Annotated in this window: 11 protein-coding genes; all 11 read right to left on the reverse strand. The window is 62.1% G+C overall.

From position 1 onward, the window contains the following. Positions 1–74: 74 nt before the first annotated feature. Positions 75–1112, reverse strand: a complete 1038-nt coding sequence (locus C1H66_RS05575) for a glycosyltransferase family protein (protein ID WP_102626908.1) — start codon at positions 1110–1112, stop codon at positions 75–77. Positions 1113–1206: 94 nt separating this feature from the next. After that, positions 1207–3405, reverse strand: coding sequence for a glycosyltransferase family 2 protein (locus C1H66_RS05580; protein WP_102626909.1), 2199 nt, complete (start codon positions 3403–3405; stop codon positions 1207–1209). After that, on the reverse strand, positions 3402–5648 hold the full coding sequence (locus tag C1H66_RS05585) for a glycosyltransferase family 2 protein (protein ID WP_170064090.1): 2247 nt from the start codon (positions 5646–5648) through the stop codon (positions 3402–3404). The genes C1H66_RS05580 and C1H66_RS05585 overlap by 4 nt, the downstream gene beginning before the upstream one ends. Beyond that, complete coding sequence (locus C1H66_RS05590; RefSeq protein WP_102626911.1) at positions 5645–7126, reverse strand: glycosyltransferase family 4 protein; 1482 nt, start codon at positions 7124–7126, stop codon at positions 5645–5647. Before C1H66_RS05590 ends, C1H66_RS05585 begins: the two co-directional genes overlap by 4 nt. Next, positions 7110–9128: a glycosyltransferase family A protein gene (locus C1H66_RS05595; RefSeq protein WP_170064091.1), complete on the reverse strand. Its 2019-nt coding sequence runs from the start codon at positions 9126–9128 to the stop codon at positions 7110–7112. The genes C1H66_RS05590 and C1H66_RS05595 overlap by 17 nt, the downstream gene beginning before the upstream one ends. 20 nt (positions 9129–9148) lie before the next feature. Then, positions 9149–10216 carry a hypothetical protein gene (locus C1H66_RS05600; protein WP_110286012.1) on the reverse strand — a complete coding sequence of 356 codons (1068 nt, stop codon included), beginning with the start codon at positions 10214–10216 and terminating at the stop codon, positions 9149–9151. Between the two features lie 24 nt (positions 10217–10240). Beyond that, positions 10241–10906 carry an ATP-grasp fold amidoligase family protein gene (locus C1H66_RS05605; RefSeq protein ID WP_170064092.1) on the reverse strand — a complete coding sequence of 222 codons (666 nt, stop codon included), beginning with the start codon at positions 10904–10906 and terminating at the stop codon, positions 10241–10243. 440 nt (positions 10907–11346) lie between these two features. Further along, positions 11347–12744 (reverse strand): ATP-binding protein, encoded by a 1398-nt coding sequence (locus C1H66_RS05610; RefSeq protein ID WP_102626915.1) that lies wholly within the window; start codon positions 12742–12744, stop codon positions 11347–11349. A gap of 137 nt (positions 12745–12881) precedes the next feature. Continuing rightward, positions 12882–13832, reverse strand: a complete 951-nt coding sequence (locus C1H66_RS05615; RefSeq protein WP_102626916.1) for a hypothetical protein — start codon at positions 13830–13832, stop codon at positions 12882–12884. Between the two features lie 39 nt (positions 13833–13871). After that, a complete protein-coding gene (locus C1H66_RS05620; protein ID WP_102626917.1) occupies positions 13872–15575 on the reverse strand; it encodes an acylphosphatase in 1704 nt (567 codons plus the stop codon). 92 nt (positions 15576–15667) lie between these two features. Then, the gene (locus C1H66_RS05625) at positions 15668–19024 is read right to left on the reverse strand and encodes a CapA family protein (protein WP_170064093.1); all 3357 of its coding nucleotides are present in this window, start codon (positions 19022–19024) and stop codon (positions 15668–15670) included. Between the last annotated feature and the right edge of the window lie 15 nt (positions 19025–19039).

Consider the following 19039-nt stretch of genomic DNA (forward strand, 5'->3'; position numbering starts at 1 on the left):
CCTTGATATGGCCGCCGATGCGCCGTTCACAGCACGCACGCTTCGGGCTCCCGACGGGGGCCCGAAGCGCAGGCTCAACGTGCCCGCCAGAAGTCCACGGCGCATCGGACGTCCCCGACCCACCGGGCGGTGTCGGCCGCCGCCCTGGCCATCCGCGCGGCCTCCCGGGGATGATCGAGCAGCCAGGCCAGGCAACGGTACCAGTCCTCCGGCGAGTCATCGGCCAACAGGCCGTTGACGCCGTCCTCGACGATTCCGGTATAGGGAAGTCGGCGCGAATAGATGCCCACTCCGCCCATGGCGGCGATGTCCAGGAACTTGATGAACGACTTCCCGCGGTTGAAAGGCGTATCCAGCAGCGGCGCCAGGCCGATGTGAAGCCGGCGCCGCCGCTGATAGTCGCGGAAGCGCGACCATGGCAATGGCGCTGGGGTGTCACAGCGCCGCAAGGCGCCGAGCTCGGCCGGTGCGTGCGCTCCCAGCATCACCTCGAAGGCGACGTCGCGGCGTTCACGGTGCAGCCGCACCAGCGCCGGGGCAATATGGCGTAGATCGGCCAGGTGCGCCCGCGTCCCGTGGAAGCCCACCCACCAGGGCGACTCGGCACCGGGCGCCCGGGAGAAATGCCGGAGGGCAGACAAGGGCGCCAACAGCGGCGGCGTGAGCACCGACACCTGCGGATGACGCCCGGCAAAGCGGCCCGCCAGGGCCTCGCTGCAGGCCACCACCTCATCGGCGACCGCCAGCAGGCGCGGCTGCAGGCTGGCGATGCGGGCCATCCGCGCCCGATAGGCCGCCGGCAGGCTGGTATCCGACGCCGCGGCCGAGAGATCGTCGTCGATCAGGTAGTGGACACTCGCCAGCCGCGTGCGGTGGCGTTCCAGCCAGTGCAGCCAATCGGGGGCCAGGGCGCGACACAGGATCACCCTGGCCCCCGCCAGTCGCCGCCGTTCCCGAGCGCTTCCCGGCCACAGCGGCAGGCGCCGCCGTCGGGCCACCGACCGCTCGACACAGGCTCCCTCGGCCTGCAGCGCCGGCGCCGCCGACGCGAGGAAGTAGATGTCCTCGGTGGGTCGGGCCCCGTCGCTCAGTACCACCCAGCGCGCATGCATCGGCTTGCCGTGCTCCTTTCCTTCATTGCAATTCCTGCCAGGCTTCGGCCGCCGGCCGGTTCGCTCGGCGCCGCCGAGCGAACCAGCCGGGCGCCTACCGCAGCGAGAAGTCTTCGTGGATGAGCGTCAGGTTCGGGTTGTAGGCGGGATCCGTATCCAGCAACTTGCCCCAGGTACGGCGCATGTAGTCGGCCTCCCGCAGCGCCCTGGCCCGCTTCTTCGGCGTATCGTCCGCCCCGCGGGACACCGATTCGTGGTGGTAGAGCTCGGCATGGGGGGTCCAGAGGTTACGGTACCCGGCTTCGCGGACCTTCAGACAGAGATCCACGTCGTTGTAGGCCACGGCCAGATCGGACTCGTTGAGCCCGCCCACCGCGTCGAAGACCTCCTTGCGCAGCAGCAGGCAGGCGGCCGTCACCGCCGAGAGGTTCTGCACCAGCTTCAGGCGCCCCCCATAGCCTTCCTCATGCCGCTGGAAGAAGCGATGCGCATGCCCGGCCACGCCGCCCAGGCCGAGGATCACCCCGGCATGTTGGATGGTGCCATTGGGGTAGTAGAGCTTGGCGCCCACGCAGCCGATCTCCGGCCGGCACGCCTGGCTGACCAGCTCCTCCAGCCAGGCCCCGTCGATGGGCTCCACGTCGTTGTTGATCAAGCCGATGACGCTGCCCCGGGCTTGGGCCGCGCCGAAGTTGTTGATCGCCGAATAGTTGAAGGGATGGTCCCAGCGCAGCACCCGTACCCGCGGGTCGCGGCGCGTCACCGACTCCATGTAGGCGAGGGTCTCGGGGCAACGGCTCTGGTTGTCGAGGATCAGCAACTCGAAGTGCCGATACGCCGTGCGCGCGAGGATCGCATCGACGCAGGGGCGGAGGATCTCCACCCCGTCGCGGGTCGGCACCAACAGGCTCACCAGGGGCGCCGGGGCGGGCAACGGCCAGCGCACCCGCACGCTCCCCGGCAACAGTCCCGGGCCCACTTCGGCCGTCAACCCCCGTTCCTGCAGGTGGTGCCCCACCAGCGTCGGCCAGTGTTCGGCAGGCACCCCGGGCAGGGCGTCCACCGCGTGGTAGAGGATCCTGCCGACATGGGTGCAGCAGACGGCCGCCTGCTCGCCCCGCCTGGCCAGGAACCCCAGGGCGAGCTCATGCACCCAGGCCTCGGGCGCACACCCCCCGGGAGGCTCGCGTCCCGCCGCCAACGCCTGCCAGGCATCGCCCCGGAAGAAGACCGCCCGTCCCAGGTAGGCGTGGGAGAGCAGCAGATCGGGATTCCAGGCCGGCTTGAAGCGGGGCGCCTGGCGCCTCCCCTCGGCATCGACACGGTCCTCGTCGCCATACACCAGTTGGGCCCGCGGATTCGCCTCGAGCGCCGCGGCCAGGGAATGGAGCGCCTGGTCGGCCAGGCGATCCCCCGGCGACATGCACAGCACCCACTCATCCGGCGCCGGCCTCGCCTGCGTTGCCACGCTCAGCCCGGGCTCCCGGGCCAGCTCGTCGACCAGCGCGGCCTGCCGGGCGGGATCCGCGACCACGGCCACCGCTCGCCAGGACGTCACCGCCTGGCCGCGCAGGCTCGCCAGGGTCGCCTGCCAGGCCGCCGGTGGGCTCGTCGCCTCCATCGGCAGCACCACCAGCACCGAGGGGGGCGACAGGGTTGCCAGACCGTCGCGAACCGCCCGGGCATCGGGGCGGCGCTCCAGGGTCTCGACCCAGTGCCGGTAGTTGCGACGCGAACAGAGGCTGACGAAGGTGGTCTCGTACTCGCGCAGCGCCACCTGCCGCCAGCTCAACGCTTGCCGGCGCGCCGCCTCCCGCAGCCGTTGCACGACCTCGCGCGGGGTCCGGTCACGATAGGCGGCATGGGCATTGATCAGCCGCCGTACGAGCCGGTCGCGGGCGAAGGCGGGGGTCACCCACACCAGCCGGAAGCGCTGCAGCCGGAAACGCCCCTCGGCATTCATCGGCCGAAAGCGGATCCGCCTGACCCCGAGCGGCACGTACACCAGCCGCTTGGTGACCTTGCCCACCCGCAGCGGCATATCGATGCGGACGCTGCGCTTGCCGGCCTCGAGGAGCAACCCCGCTGCCACCGTGGTCACCGAGCGCTCGGCCGTCAGTTCGATCATGTACCAGCCGGGCAGCGGCAACCCGCGGGTGGTCTGGAATTCGGCCTCCTCCGAGCGGACCTCCCAGGCCTCCTCCTCGGCCAGCCAGTGCACCCCATGGCCGGGGCTGAGCGGCAGTTTGAGGTCGATGCCCAGCGACACCGTGATGGCGGACTCGTGCGTCATGGTTCGAACCACCCTGCCGGCAAGGCGCTGTCCCAGGTCACGAGCCCCAGGCGCGCCAGTTCCGGCGGCGCCACCGTGGCCCGTCGATTCGGCGGTACCGGCGCCTCGCTCCCGCGTAGCTCCTCCGCCTTGCGGGAAATGGCATCGGCCAGGCAGAACGTCAGGCTCGGGGCCCGGGTCATGAAGCGGGCGTTGGTCTGGGCGAGCAGGACATCGGGCGCCAGCGACCGGGCCAGCGAGGCGTCGATGCTGCCGGCCGAATGCACGAAGGTCAGGCGCCCGAACAGCCGCACCAGATACTGGAACATCGAGAGGCTCGACGAGGCGCCGAACAGCAGGCAGTGTTGCTGCCCATATAGCGCCTCGGGATTCTGCCAGACGATCATTCGTCCCATGTTGGGCAAGCCATTGTCATAGCACTTGTAGGGTTCATGGGAGAAGGAGACCTGGCGCTCCGCCGGTGCCATTCTTGGCGATGGCAACTTGCCGCCCAGGTCGCCCTTGACGTGGAAGGGGGCATACTCGTCGGCGGCGAACAGCCGCTCGGCCGGCCGGCGATCGTGCCCCAGGGTCTCCAGCAGCGCCAGGGTCGCGGCCAGCGCACCACGATGCGTCCAGTGCGTATCCGTCACGTAATAGGCCGCATCGCCCAGGGCACGCAGCGGCGCCAGTGGGTGGACCAGCAGGGCGGCCGGCAAGGTCGCCGCCACCTGGTCCACCGGCCCCTCCCCGACCGCCGGCAACGGGTGGTACTGGCCCATCACCTGCTCCTTGCTGGGTGCCGCCAGCAGGGCGCAGGCCGCCCCGAGCGACCCCGCGAGGCCCCGTAGCCCCTCCCCGTAGGCCGCCCAGCGCTGCCGCCCCAACGCATTCAAGCGCAGGTGGCCACAGTGCTGATGCACGCTGGCATTGGTATCGCGATCCAGGAACAGCCACCCGTCACGGCCGACCAGCACGCCGCCCTCCCCGACCGTCACCGCCTCGGCATCGATGCTCAGGCGCTCGAGCTCCAGCACCCGGTCATCGAGTAGCAGGTGAAGCACCAGGTCGCCGGCCGGACGCGGCACCTCGACACGGAAGTGCGCGGCGCAGCGGCCATCCTGCCGGCGGTCCAGGGCCAGGGGATAGACCAGGTCGCTCTCCTCCTCCCAGCTCACCCGCAGCGACGCCCGCCCGGCGTCGACCCCCTCGGCCAGGCACATCCGGCCCTGGAGCAACAGGCCGCGCGGCGTCCGCACCGTGCGCCTGGCGGTCGGCGTCTCCAGGGTCCATTCGGCGACGGGCTCGGGCAGTGCCGAGGCGACACCCGCGCGTTCCCCCGCGAGGAGCCACCGTGCGAGCCGGCGCAGCGCCCCGCGCCGATGCCCAGGGAGCTCACGCTGGGCCTCCTGGCGCTCCACCGGCAGCGCCAGCAACTGGCGATGCACCTCGGGCGCCAGCCGCTCGGCCAGGCGACAGGTCTTGTCGTTGCGGTCGAAGCGCTCGAAGTAGTCGCGTCCCTTGTGGTAGCCCGGCGTCGCCGCACTCCCGCGCACCGACTTGCCGAGCAGGAACTCCTCCACCGACTTGATGAGGTAGTGGTTGACCCGAGCACCGCCCCACACCACCTTGCGACTGAGGCCCGGGCGCTCCTCCAGCGGCTCGAGCCGCTGTCCCCTGGCGTTCACGTAGTGGCCATGGTCCAGCGTGACATGATGTGGATTGAGAAATGCCGTCACACGCTCGGGCCGTACGATGCTCTTGTAGTGGCGATTGGTGCGGAAGCTGCGCGGCGCCCGCTGCACGAAGCGCTCGATGACCAGCCCCTCCTCACGGAAGCGCGCTCCCGACGAGCCGAAGCAGGCCCAGTTGAGGGCCAGTGCCCCTACCGACGCGTCGGCGAAGAGCCGCGCCAGCCACGGCAACAGGGAGGGTGGCCCTGTATCGCCTTCCAGCGGCAGCAGGTATTCATCGGCATCGATGAAGGCCAGCAGGTCCAGCGCGTCGGGACAGCGGGCCAGCAACGCCCGATAGGCGCCCAGCTGCGGCTTCTCGTCGCCCACCGTTGGCACCTCGAGCAGGGTCACCAGCCCCAGGGTCTCGAGCAGTGCGAGATACTCGCGCGTCCCGTCGTTGCTCCCGTTGTCGGCAATCAGGAAGTGCGATACCCCCACCGCCAGGTGGAAGGCGATCCACTCCCGCAGGTCGGGCAGTTCGTTCTTGACGATGGCCGCCACGCCCAGCTTCGGTAATCCGTTGTTCACGTCGATAATCGCTTCGTTCTCGTCACTGGAAACAGCGTCTCGATGGCCTGGCCGAGCGCATCGAGGTATGCCGCCTGTCCGTAGTGTGTCAGGGCCCGTTCGCGGCCGGCCGCGCCCATGGCGGCCAACCGGTCGGGATGGCCGGCCAGCTCGGCGATGCTCGCCGCGGCCGCCTCGGGGTCGCCGAAGGGGACCAGAACCCCCGTGCGCCCCTCGCCCACCAGCTCCGGCAGCGCCCCCCAGGCATAGGCCACCACCGGCCGCGCCGCCGCCATGGCCTCGAGCACGGTGCGCCCGAAGGATTCCTGGAAACGCGACAGGTTCACCACTACGTCCAGCTCGGCGAGCGCCTCGCGCGGATCCTCGACATAGCCTCGATGAACCAGCCGGCGGGACCGATCCGCGGCCAGCAGCGTCTCCAGCTCCGGGGTGGAAGCCCCGTACAACCGGCACTCGACCTCGAGGCCCCGCGTCGACAGCGCCGCGGCCATGGCCGCGAAGTCCGCAAGCCCCTTCTTGGCCACCAGGCTGCCGAGCATGCCGACGCGCAGGGGGCGGCCATCCGTCGGCCCGGGCGGTGCCAGCGCGGTCCACGCCTCCATATCCAGGGTATTGGCGACCACCTTCACCGCCGTCCCCTGGCCCTCGAACGCCCTGGCCGTGCAGCGGGAGTTGGCCACGATCAGGTCGGACATCGCCATCACCCGCGCCACCACCGACGCCGGTTCGGCCCCCAGGGTCCGGCAGAGCGCCGGATCGTGGGCAGGCAGCTCGCGCACATGGGTGATCACCGGAAGGCCCAGGGCCCGGGCGGCCAGTGCCGGCGTCTCCAGGGTCAGGGTATTGAGATAGACCCCCTCGGCCCGGCACTCGGCGAGCAGCCGCCGGAAGGCCTCGACGCTGTCGGGACAGGCCGGCCGATGCGCCTGCCACCAGGCGTAGGGCAGCACCTTGACGGCACGGCAATGGGCCAGCAGTTCGGCCAGGTAGTGCGGTTGGCTGGCATTGGGCACGGCCACCACCACCTCGGCCCCCAGCGCCTCCAGGCCTCGCACCACGTCCAGCAGGCTGCGCTCGGCACCGAACAGCCGCGGGCCCAGGTCATGGGCACACACGACCAGCCGCGGGCTTCCCTCGCCACCGTTTCTGCCCCGACCGGCGACCAGGGGCAGCGGGTCGAGGCCACGCCGGCGTCCCCATGCCCAGTAGTGAAGCAGCGCCTCGCCGCCCTGCCAGCGTCCGCGCCCATGACGCCAGCCATAGCCGCTGAGGCTGAGATGCGGCGAGGGCTCACGGCCCTCCCCCAGGCCGAAGTCGACGAAGTGCCGCAGCGGATCCATCCCCGACTCGGCCACATCGGGGTAGCGCGCCAGGTACCAGGCGCGGTCCAGCAGACGCCGTGCGGCCAGCAGCAGCCAGGGGTAGCGCCAGCCATGCCGACGCCACCCTTGTCGCCACGGCTCAATCACCCCCAACACAGGGCCTCTCGACTTCCCTGCCCCCCTGGGCCAGGTAGGCCCTCAAGGGCTCGGCCAGCCGTTCCGGCAAGGGCTCCCGGTTCAGCCAGCGTATCCCCTCCTCGACCCGCAGCCACGGCACGCTGTCGGGCCAGCTCTCCGGCGTCCCCGGCGCCTGCACCAGCAACTCTCCGGCGGCCAGGGTGATCCCGGCATGGGCAACGGCCAACTCCTCCTCGTGGCAGAGCTCCCAGACTTCATCGGCCACCCGCCGTGAGGCGAAGTCATCCGGTCGTGACCAGGGGCAGAGCACCACGGCCAGCCCCGCTTGACGCAGCCGCAACACGCACTCGAGCACCGCTCTCAGCTCGGGATTACGCGCCGAGAGGTCGGCCAGCACCGCGAAGTCGAACGCTCTGGGGGCCAGAGGCAGGCTCCCCAGCGGCGCCGGAAAGGCCCGGCGATGGTGTTGGGCATCCAGAACCGGCACCACCTGGCGTCCATGCCACCAACGCGCCGCCTGATGGTAGAGGTGGCGCAAGCCATTGTTGACCGTGCGCACGTGCGTGGCCGAATGCTGGGTCAGGGAGTCGGGCTGGACCAGCGAGAATGCCAGCGGCACCTGGGGACAGACCCTCAACAACGCCTGCTCGCCGTAGCGACGCGTCAACCGCTCGACGAACTCGTTGTCGGCCGCGACACGCACCGGATCCCACAGGCCAAGCTCATCCAGCACCTCGCGGGGCACCATCAGCGACGAGGGATTGACCTCCAACCAGTCACCGCACAGGTGCCAGGGGCCGACGAACCGCAGTTGCGGGTCGGCCCGGACCCAGAACGAGAGCGCCCCCCTGGCGTCGTGGTGCGTCAGCAGCGCGATGACCTGTTGCTCGATCTTCTGAGGATGCGACCAGTCGTCGCTGTCGTGCACCGTGACATAGGCGCCACGCGCGGCACGCATGCCGGTATTGCGCGCCGCATAGGCGCCGAGGTTGCGTTCGTGTCGCAGCAGCTTCAGTCGCGGCTCGCACTCGGCGCGCCGTTCGACCAGCTCGGCCGTGCCATCGCTGCTGGCGTCATCGACCACCAGGATCTCGAGGTGGGGCCAGCTCTGCGCCAGCAGGCTATCCAGCGCCACCTCCAGGGTCTCCTCGGCCTCGAAGGCGGGCACCACTACCGAGACCAGCGGCATCTGACGGCGTGGCGTGGCGGTGACCCGTCGCGTTTCCAGTCCGGACAGGCCGACACTCGCTCCTCGCCGGAGGCGCAAGGGTGCCAGCTTGTGACGCTCATACAGTCGATTCAGCGCGGTCAGCCGCTGTTCGGCAGGCCGTGCGGCGAGACTCGCCTCGACCAGGGCACGGACCGAGGGATCGTCGCCTAACTGGCCGGCCGCCAGCTCGGCCAATGCCTCGGCATCCTGCCGCAGCCTCAGCCGGCACTTCACCCGAGCCTGGGCCAAGTAGGGGGCAAAGGGGCTGGCCGCCAGGGGCCGTTCATGTGCCAGGTGCGCCAGTGCCTCACGATAACGGCCATGGCCGTAGTGCCAGCCTGCGAGATACCAGTGCGCCGCCCCATCGCCCCCCCGGGCCAGGGCCTGCAGCCGCGGCAAGGCGGCCTGGGCGTGCCCATGCCAGAGCTGCTGGTGATACCAGATCGCCGAGGCTCGCAGGAAGGGCAGATCGCTCAGTGCCCCATGGGGCGACGGGCGACGCCCTTCGTGGACGCCATGGCGCAGGAAGTGCACCAACGGGTTGGCATTGGCCTGACGCACGTCGGCATAGCGCTGCAGATACCACTGGGGAACGAAGCGGGGATCCGGCGCATAGCCCTGCCGCCAGCCATGGCGCAGGAAGTGCAGCGCCGGCCGCCAGGCCAACGGACGTCGCCAGGCCGGCAGTTGTGCCCGATAGTAGTCAGGCTGGAACATGCCATGACGACGAATCAGCGCAAGCTGGCCACGCTCTGCCCGGCTGGGCCACAGGGGCAGGAAGTGGCCCAACCGCCCTAGCCAGCGCAGCACCCCACCCCTCGTCACGAGAGTCATCGGAGGCGAGGCCCTTCACGCCAGGCCTGGCGCGCCGTCATCATGGCGCGAGTATGCCGCCAGATGGCCCGGGCCACGTTGCGCGGCTGTCCGACCGCAGGGAAGTGATGGCCACCGATACCGGGGTTGGTATTGATCTCCAGCACACAGGCCGCCGGGCGTTCATCGGGCACCTCGCTGTCGAGCATGATGTCCACGCCCGCCAGCTCCAGACCGGGAATGGCCGCCACCGCCGCCACGGTGAGCGCCTTGACGGATTCGGGCAGCGCGTCGGTGACATCCAGCGTCTCCCCACCCGCAGAGAAATTGGCTTCCTGGCGGAGATAGACCTTCCGGCCTTCCGGCAGCACGCTTTCGACGCCGAGCTGCTGCCGCTCGAGGTTGGTACGGATATGCTTGCGCACCTTGATCAAGCGTGTGGAGAGATGGGGATTCCTGGCGCGCAGGGCATTCTTGGCCTCGATGAGCTCGGCGATGGTGGAATGCCCATCGCCCACCACATGGGCCGCATCCTTGCCCAGGGCACCCACCACTTCTCCACCGACCACCAGCACGCGGTACTCGACCCCCGACATCTGGCGTTCGACCAGCACACCGCCACCCGCCTTGTTGGCTCGGCGGAACGCCCGCTTGAGCTCGGTGGGTGTCTGTACGCCCACCGAGATGCCGTACCCCTTGGTACCGGTCTTCGGCTTGATGACCAGCGGCGCATTCAAGCGCTGCTGCATGGCCGAGACCTTGGCCAGGCTCTTGGCCACGCCACCCGGGGCGACGGGAATACCCGAGCGCTGCAGCAGGACACGCGTCAGATCCTTGCGGCCCGCAAAGGTTGCCGCCACCGTGGTATCCAGCGAGCGGCTATCGTGGAACAGAATATCGACGTCTTCCACACGCGCAACGAACATATAGCGCGATAGCCACTCGATGCTGGCGCCATCGCGCTCGGCTTCCCTGGCGATCAGCAAGGGGCCGAGCGCCCGGGTCCTCATCGCCTCGAAAATCGTATCGTGAGACTCCACTGTCTTGCTGATCAGGGTCTCTCGAACATTCGTCCATAGATTCATTGGCCACTTACCTGCGGCAAGGGATTAGAGATGTTGCGCCATCTCGAACATGGCGCCCAGATAGAGATCGGCCTGCTCGCCGAAGGCATGGTAGGTTCCCGGCTCCGGCGTCAGCTCCCCCAGCACCAGCCCCTGACGAGCCTCGTAGAGGTCGATGCGACAGAACGGCGTCGGCAAGGCCGCCGACACCCGCTCGGCCAGCGCCAGCATGGCGTCCGGGGCACGAGGGGGAAGCAGCGCGGGATCGAGAGCCTCTGCGTACTTGCCCGTCTGCACCGGCTGCCAGTCACGGTCGTACCAACGGTAGTGGGTGCCCTGGGTAGCCCTGGACACCTGCAGGATCAGGCCGACGCGGCCCCGAAAGGCGTAGAACTTGAAGTCGTCCACCGGGCGCAGCAGCCCGGAAGGCGGAAGCAGCAGCTCTTCGAGCTGCCAGTGGTTGGGAAACTGGTGCTCACGCATGTCGCGGTAGAGATCATCGAGAATCTCGACCAGGCTGAGCTCGCACCGCTGCTGCAGGCAAGTGAAGGTCACCTCGCCCACGCGACGCAGCGACATCACGCCACGCGAGCTGTGTGCCTGCCTGGGCTTGATCACACACTCCTCGATGCCCTCGAGGGCCTCGCGCAGATTCTGTAGCGGGAAATCATCCCGCAGGATACGCGCCGTAGCGACGCCCAACTCACTCATTCGCCGCCCGACCCATCCACGATCATTGGCGAGCCGATTGAAGGGCCGGACACCCGGTAACGACGCCTCTCGCTGATAGCGACGCACCAGGGCATCCATGCCAACGCGGAAGGATGGCGGCTGCGGCGCTGTCCCCTTGCGTGCGGGATGTGCGGCACGTATCCAGGAGAGACCATCCGGCTCGGCCAGGAAACAGGTGAAGCTCGGAAAGGCCGCCAAGGCAACGGGCACGTCATGACTGGCTGCGGCCCTGGCGGTCGCAGCTCGGGGCAGAAGTTGTTTCACACGGGACTCATCGAAAAACGAACATAAGCACCAGCATCACTGCCGCCAGGCCAATCACCACAGGCATGGGCAGCTTTCTGATGATGGGCCTTATGAGCTGGCGAAAAAGTAGTCTCAACAAGCGATCAAGAGCCATTCACAAACCTCTTGGTATCTCATTGACATTCAAAGCAGTTCTTCACTACATGGCGCCACTTCGTTTCCTTTTCCTTGGCAAACCCCAGCTGGGACACTGCTTTACTTTGAAAATTCCTGACTCTCTTCCTTGCTCCAGCCGCTACCACTTCAACCCTCCCCTCGGCACCCTTCCTCACGAACCCGAAGACCCCATGGCGATCAGCCAATCTGGCAAGCCGGTCGGAGGCGGCATCGGGTGAAACATCCGAGAATGAGAAAATAAATTTTCTTCGAGACATGTTGCTTAACCGGGGAAAGGGACTCAAGGATACTTCATCTATCGCCCCCCCCTTCAGCGCATTCCGTACTCTCTGGTGACTGAAGGCGATGCGAGAGGAGAATTTTACACTCGACCCTACAGACTCCGGAAAATAGTGATCGACAATGATCTTGGGAATGTTCCTCCCCTCACCCTCGACCGGATACATATTGATCCCTATCTGAGCCCTGGTATTGAGCTCGAGAATGCAATACTCCTCACTCACCTCATCGAACAAGACATCGACCCCGCAGTGCTGCAGGCCCGGAATTGACTTTACAGCGAGAACCGCAGCATCCTTCACCTTGCGGGGTATCTGGTCAGTACAATCGATGGTGTCTCCACCGGCCGAAGCATTAGCCTTCCCCCTGAGGAACAGCACCTCTCCCTCTGGCAGTACACTGTCGAGGTCGTAACCGGCTCTTTGTATGTAGTCAAGCACCTCCCTGTCTTTCTTTATGAGACCTTTGGACAAGAAGGGATTGAGTCTCCGGAAGGCGTTCTTCTTCTTGATGAGGCGATCAATGGTATGTATTCCATCCCCCCTCACATTGGCCGGAACTCTCTTGATGACAGCGACGGCTTCGTCGCCGACGACAAATGCCCTGTAATCACTTCCTGCAAAATGGCTCTCGACTATTACGGATGACTCCTTCATCTCATCCCGCAAGTACTCATAGTACCTCCTGAGTTCATCATCCGTTGAAATATTGGTAAAGACCCCATTTCCCAGACTGCCAACCAAGGGCTTGACAACGACTGGATAGCCGATGTGTCTGGCATATGACAAGGCATCTTCCTGGCCAGCCTCGGCGCCAAACACTTCTCCCCGAGGTACTTTCACCCCATTGTCAGCCAGAATCTCTTTTACCTTGTGCTTATTCCTGGAGAGCTTTCGTATACGATTCCCGTCCTGAACCAGGAGAGACTTGTTGAAAGCCAGCGTCTTCTCCTCGCTGGATATGAAATACTTGTTATATCTTGGCTCACGAACCTTGACGTCAAGACCCCGCCGCCATGCCTCCAGGGCTATGCAATAGCCGCAAAGGGAGTCACCATAAGCGTCTTTCACCGCGGAAGGTGAAAAGGCGTCTGGCCAACTAACGAAAGTATCCATAACCACTCCACCTCAATGAAAAATCAGTTCGGAATCCCATGACAAACCTTGGACCTCGAGCCCAGGCCAAGCAGCCCCCCAGTGATTTCGATGCTCCGGCCAAGCCACACCCGGCTCGTCACCACGGCACTCCAACGCTAGAACAGCATATCCATGATTTCTTTACCAATATTCTTCGGCCGCCCCTCCCAGGGATAGATATGCATTCTGACAGCGGGCCTTCTATTCACTTCACAGATAAACCAATTGTCATCACTGGCCGGCTGATGCATATCTCTGATAAACACATCAAAGCCTGCAATGAAGGTGCCCGGCAGCCTTGAAAAAACCCTTTCCAGAGAATCGATATAGGAGGAATGCATGTCTTCCATGACCTCGACACTATCACCACCGGTGGAAATATTGGATGTCGAGCGAAGGTATACAGTCCTGCCTTTACCGGGAACAGAATCCAGGCTCAGGCCTTGCTTGTCCAGAACGCGGTCTACCTCATCATTGAGCTTGATGCGAGGGTATCGTCTTTCCTTTTTCAGCCTGTTCTTGGCTTCCACCAAGGAGATCAGTGAACTCTCTCCATCGCCGACGACATTGGCAGGCACTCGCTTGGTTACCGCAAGTGCCCGACCACCGGCACAATAAAACCTGTATTCTGTAGAAAACTTGCACTGATCCTCGACGAAGGCCGAGCCATACTTTTCGGCCACTCTGTCGAAATATCGAATAAAGTCCTGATCGCTCTCGATATTGACGTATACACTCCTGCCCTTGTTCTCATCATCCGGCTTGACCACCACGGGCCAACCGAGAGACCTGGCATATTCCAGGGCCTTCTCTCTCTCTCGAGCATTAAACAGATAACCATCGAGGACATTGGCACCAAGAGTTTTCAGAAGAAGCTTGGAGGCGCCCTTCTTGTTGAACACCTTGGTCAGGGGGGATTGCTTCCCAATCAGACTATTGTTCACTTTTACCTTGCGCCGACCATCACTGATCAGGATGGACTTGCTCGACCTGGTTACGGAAAGGCCTTTTTCGATCGCCGCCTGCTCAAAGTGCATGCTGCTGATATTCGAAGATATAAGTTCCATTTCACATCCCTGTCTTGTCGTCAAAGATCATCCCGGAAGTCAGAAAGACTCACGGGTAGATCTAACCCTGAACCCGGACTTTGGAGTTATTTTTGTTGGCTTGATCAACACTTGATCGACATAGGATCTCCTCGGCCCTTCTCGACACTCTTCAATCAGTTCTGCGATCTGGCTTGCATTGCCTGACAGGATGGCTTCCACTGCACCATCGGATCGATTCCTTACCCAGCCATCGACGGATTTTTTCATTGCCGCGGATTTCAGCCACTTTCGATAACCAACCCCTTGCACCTTCCCTCTGACGATCAGCCTGGAAGATCTCAGGTTCGGTTCACTGTCATCGACGTGATTCACGACACGAACAGTCGTATCGATCGGAGATGTAAACCCACCCTCCTCGAGAATCTCAATGTCTTCCAACTTCTTGACAAGCTGCTCCTTGAATCTAGCTGCATTCGTTTCTTCGGCAAGCAGCCTCATGTGAAACATCCCTCCGCCAAAGGAATGTACTTCGCCGAAACATCCGGTCTGCTTCATTATCTTTTCGGAATGCCTTGTAACGACGGCAGGAGAATGAGGAGATGACAGCTTCAGGCGTTTCTTGACCATCCCCTCCCGGAGCACGGGAAGCGACACCCCGGAGAGCCCCCCCGTACCCAGGCCATTCTTGACATAGGAGAAATCAAAGAAGGCATCTTCAATGATTTTTTCCGTTCTTTCGGGGAAGTAGCTCTCCACGATCGCCTCGGCAACTTTATTTCCCTGCCCGTCGCCCTTCATGGGAAAGGAGTGAGATCCGATATGCGCCTGGGAATTAAGCTCGATGACGTAATTGTACTCGACGCCATCTCGCACGACATTGATGATGTCGACGCCGGCATTGGGAATATTGAGTGCTCGAGCCGCAGCGACGGCAGCCTCCTTCGATTGTTCAGAGACGATGTGAGTCGCATCGATGCTGTCCCCGCCTCTTGACAGGTTCGCAGCAGAGGAGAGATAGATCTTTTCATCCTTAGCAGGCACGGTCGACAGATCGTGCCCGTGCAGCTGGAGGAAGGAGAGAGTTGATTTATCCAGCTTGATCTTGCGACTGGACAGGTGTGGATTCCTGGCCCTGATCTTATTCTTGCTCATGATCAAGGTGCGAATGGTGCTTGTACCATCGCCTACCACATTGGCAGCTTCCCTGCCCGTCACTGCGACTACTCGACCCCCAGCGACATAATAGCGGTACTCGACGCCTTCGACATGTTCCTCGAGCACAACCCTTCTTGTCTGTATGTTACCAAGAGCGTCGACCAGCTCCTCTTGACTCTTGATGCCGGTGGTAACCCCCTTGCCCAGGCTTCCCGAGACCGGTTTGACAACGACTTCACGGCATCCGAAGCTTGCGAACAGCTCGTCGTCCTCCAGCGCCTTTCCCGTTTCGACCATGATCCCCTTGGGTGTGCCTACCCCGGCATTGAGCAGCAACTCCTTCGTTTTCCATTTGTTTATGCTGCTCTTGTGTGCCTCCTTGGAGGTCAGGCTACCCCTGCTCCTGAGAAAGAAATAGACGTCCTTGTCATCAGAAAGGCTGAAGATTGTCCCCCTGGGATCAGAGGCGGTGGTCACCTTCGTCGTCAGTTGAGGATCGTTGTAAAATGTGATCCTGAGCCCTCTCTGAAAGCCTGCCAGCGCAATCAGATAGGCACACAGCGAAACGCCTCTTGCTTCAAACGCCTTTCTTGAAAAATAGTTCATAACACACCTAAAGGGCTCTCATGGAGAAGTATTGCACAGTCGAGATCAGCCGAAGGTTCATCATCTGCCCCAATGGCTTCATCCTTGGTTCTTCATCTGGTTGCTCCGCCAAACTTTCTCGCCACGCTTTCGGCGATGAACCTGGCCACATTCCTTGGCTCCCCATAAGTAGGGTAGTGATGGCCACCGATCCCCGGCCGGGTGTTGGCCTCCACGATGATATAGTTACCAACCTGGGCTTCCTGCTCATGGTTGGAGGCAAGAATATCGATTCCCACTACATCCAGGCCGGGTATGGATAGAGCCACTCTCTCTGCCACACGCTTCATGCTCGGATGAACGTTATCTGTAATATCTACAGAGTTTGCTCCAGTTGACAGATTAGCCTTGGTATCGATGATGACCACTTCTTCTGGCTTGAGCACCGAGGACAGATCGTAGCTACGCTGACGCAGGCCGGTCAGCCGGCTTCCATCGATCTTGAGCAACCTTCTCATCAAGTTGGGATTCTTTTTCCTCGCCGCATTTTCCAACTCGATGAGTTCAGCTATCGTCTTTTTCCCATCTCCCTTGACTTGAGGAGGTATTCTCATGCTGACGGCGACGCACTTGCCATCGACAACCAGATAGCGCGCCTCTTTCCCATTGGAAAAATAGCCTTCGACGATGATTTTCTTCTTCGTATATTGTGCCGCCGATCCCCATGCCTCCTCAAACTCTTCCAAACCAATATTGACAGAAACTCCTTTCCCCTTGTTACCATCGACCGGCTTGACAACTACACGACCAAGATCCTTGACAAATTCGCGAGCAAGATCCTTCTCGTCAAGCGTGAACGCCGCCCCTTTGGCTACTTGTATTCCCGCACCTTCCAGGAAATCCCTGGCCCGCTCTTTATCCTTGAGAATTCGATATGCTACCAGAGAGGTGAAGCTCGTCTCCGTCTCCATGAACGTACATACTCTGCCTTTCAGACTGGCTTCGAGGATCCCCCCACGTTTCCTTGTACTAAAACCAAGCCGCCCCAACTCCTGGGCGAGCAGTGGGGATGTAGAGAATGGACGCTTGGCTTCGTAAGTATTTTTTTCGCGTAAAGAGAAATCCATGCCACTACCCTCTTCGGTCACTTCGTCGGCGATCGCTTCATACTCTTCGACTGCCACAGATTGACCGGACATGCCATCCTCAGCCACGGAGACCCGAAAATTTGTCGCCTTGTTATCTGTGATTATCCTGGACACAGAGAACTTCCCTTTCTCGCCCCCTTGGAGATCATCAAAGGTCAGCCTGGGTATCAAGCTATAGGGCTTCGCCCCCTTGGAGAGATAACGCCCAGGAGAGTTAAAGATAAAATTCCCGATAGAATAGAAGATTGTTCCGCCACCATATGCTTCTATATTATCGGCCTTGTGTGAACCATGGGCGATGACATGATCCGCACCGGCATCAATGATTGACCGACACCATTCCTGGTGTTTTTCACTCGTATCCTGATAATCGATGCCTTGCCAGTGTGGGCAGACGATCACGGTGCTACTGGGGTCCTCGTCCTTTATCTTGCGTATTTCGAGTGACATCCCCTTGAGGTTGGTGCTGGCAATGCCAGGCGTGTCTTGCTTGGCAAAAAAGCCATATCCCGCATATCGCCTGGTTGAGCGCATGCCGTTAAGGATATAGATGTTCTTCACCCCATCACGCGTCTGAACCTGTATGCGATAGGGCTTGCGGGCTTCCTCCAGATTCCGGCCGGCACCGATGACCGCGATGCCATGACTTTCCAGCTTCTCGATCATGGCCAGCATCTTGTCCGGCCCGAAGTCCATTGAATGGTTGTTGGCCAGAGTGACGGCCGTCACCCCTAGCGCCTTGAGCACCTTGATGGTGACGTCCGGATCATCACAGCCTGGATACTCCTTGCCCTCTATAGGCGCGCCAGGCTCATGGCTCAGTACTGTTTCTAGATTGACGATGACCTCATCACTTCCCTCAAGAACGGGCTTGACGCCATCGAAAAAAGACATGGGATCTTTCTGCAAGCGCTCATAAGCCTCGGCATATTTTCTCTTGGATTTTTCAAGATAATAATACCCCAGGCTCGTGTCGCCGCAAAAGGTAACGGTGAGTGGCTTGACCATCGATGGAGATCTTTCAAAGAACACTAATGACTCCCCTAGTCTATTATGCTCGTAAATTCGCGTTGCCAATGTAGTCAAGCCTGCAGGGTCAAGCACGCTGGAGATCGACTCAGCCCCCCTGTCTGTACCGCTTTTCAACAGCTCCTGATGTTTTTCGGCAAAGCTGGTAGAAGCCTCTTCAACCAGTTGCTTCTCGGCCATACTGCATGCAGGAGCACGAGTTGCCGCTACCGGCTTGGCAAGCGACAGGGCGTAATCGACTATAGGCGTGATGATATCCTTTTTCTCGCCATAGCTAGGATAACAATGGCCACTCAGCCCTGGCGCAACATTAGCCTCCAGAACGACATAGCTGTTCCTCGTTGGCGCTTCAGAAAAATTCCTTGAGATAATATCCACACCAAGAACAGGAATATCTTTTGCTACCCGAGAGACTTTTTCGGCAATCTCTCGATAGCGAGGGTGAACCAAGTCGCTGATTTCCAGGGTATCGGCGCCGGTACTGGCACCGGCCTTGTAATCGATGAGTAGATAGGAGCCCAATTTTGGCACGTCATCCAGGGCGTATCCCTGGGCTTTGATCAGCTCGGTCCGATGCGCATCGAGCTTGATCTGGCGTATGACCAGGCCTGGACTTTTCCGCTTCTCTTTATTCTTCTCCTTGATCAGCTCTTCGACAGTGCTCTCCCCATCGCCAACGACAATTGGCGGAATTCGTCGGCAGGCGCTCACGCATTTTCCACCCACGACGAGGAAACGAGCCTCGACCCCTCCCGTGAACTGCTTTTCTATGAGGATGTTGCTATTATTTCGGTTGTTCTCTATCGCCAACGCCCAAGCATAATCGAATTGAGCCTCGGTATTTACACCGACAGTAACCCCTTTTCCCTTGTGTCCGCATGCCGGCTTGATGACACAGGCCACTTCGCTCTCGGCAATGAACCGCCTACCCCTTTCCTTCTCGTCTACGGACAGCGCGATATCTGGAGCTACGCTGATTCCGGCTTTCTTCAAGGCTTTCTTGAAGACACCCTTGTCTCGCAGCAACCTTATTGCGAGGCGAGAGAACCCCTTCAGGTGAGAAAAGGAGAACGTGAGTTTCGGCTGAAAGCCGATTACCTCGATGTTAGACTTCTTCTCCCATACGACGAAATGACCACGCCGCTGAAACTCCTCAGCAATCATGAAGGAATTAAGGTTCTTTATCTTTTCATCTTGTATTCTAAGATGTATGGGACTCGAGAATCTGTTCAGTTCCCCACTCAGGAACTCCTTTATCCCATCATCATCAAAGATTTCATTGTGCACTGTCATCCTGGCGCCCCCGAT

The sequence above is a fragment of the Halomonas heilongjiangensis genome (assembly GCF_002879645.1).
Lineage (GTDB): Bacteria > Pseudomonadota > Gammaproteobacteria > Pseudomonadales > Halomonadaceae > Halomonas > Halomonas heilongjiangensis.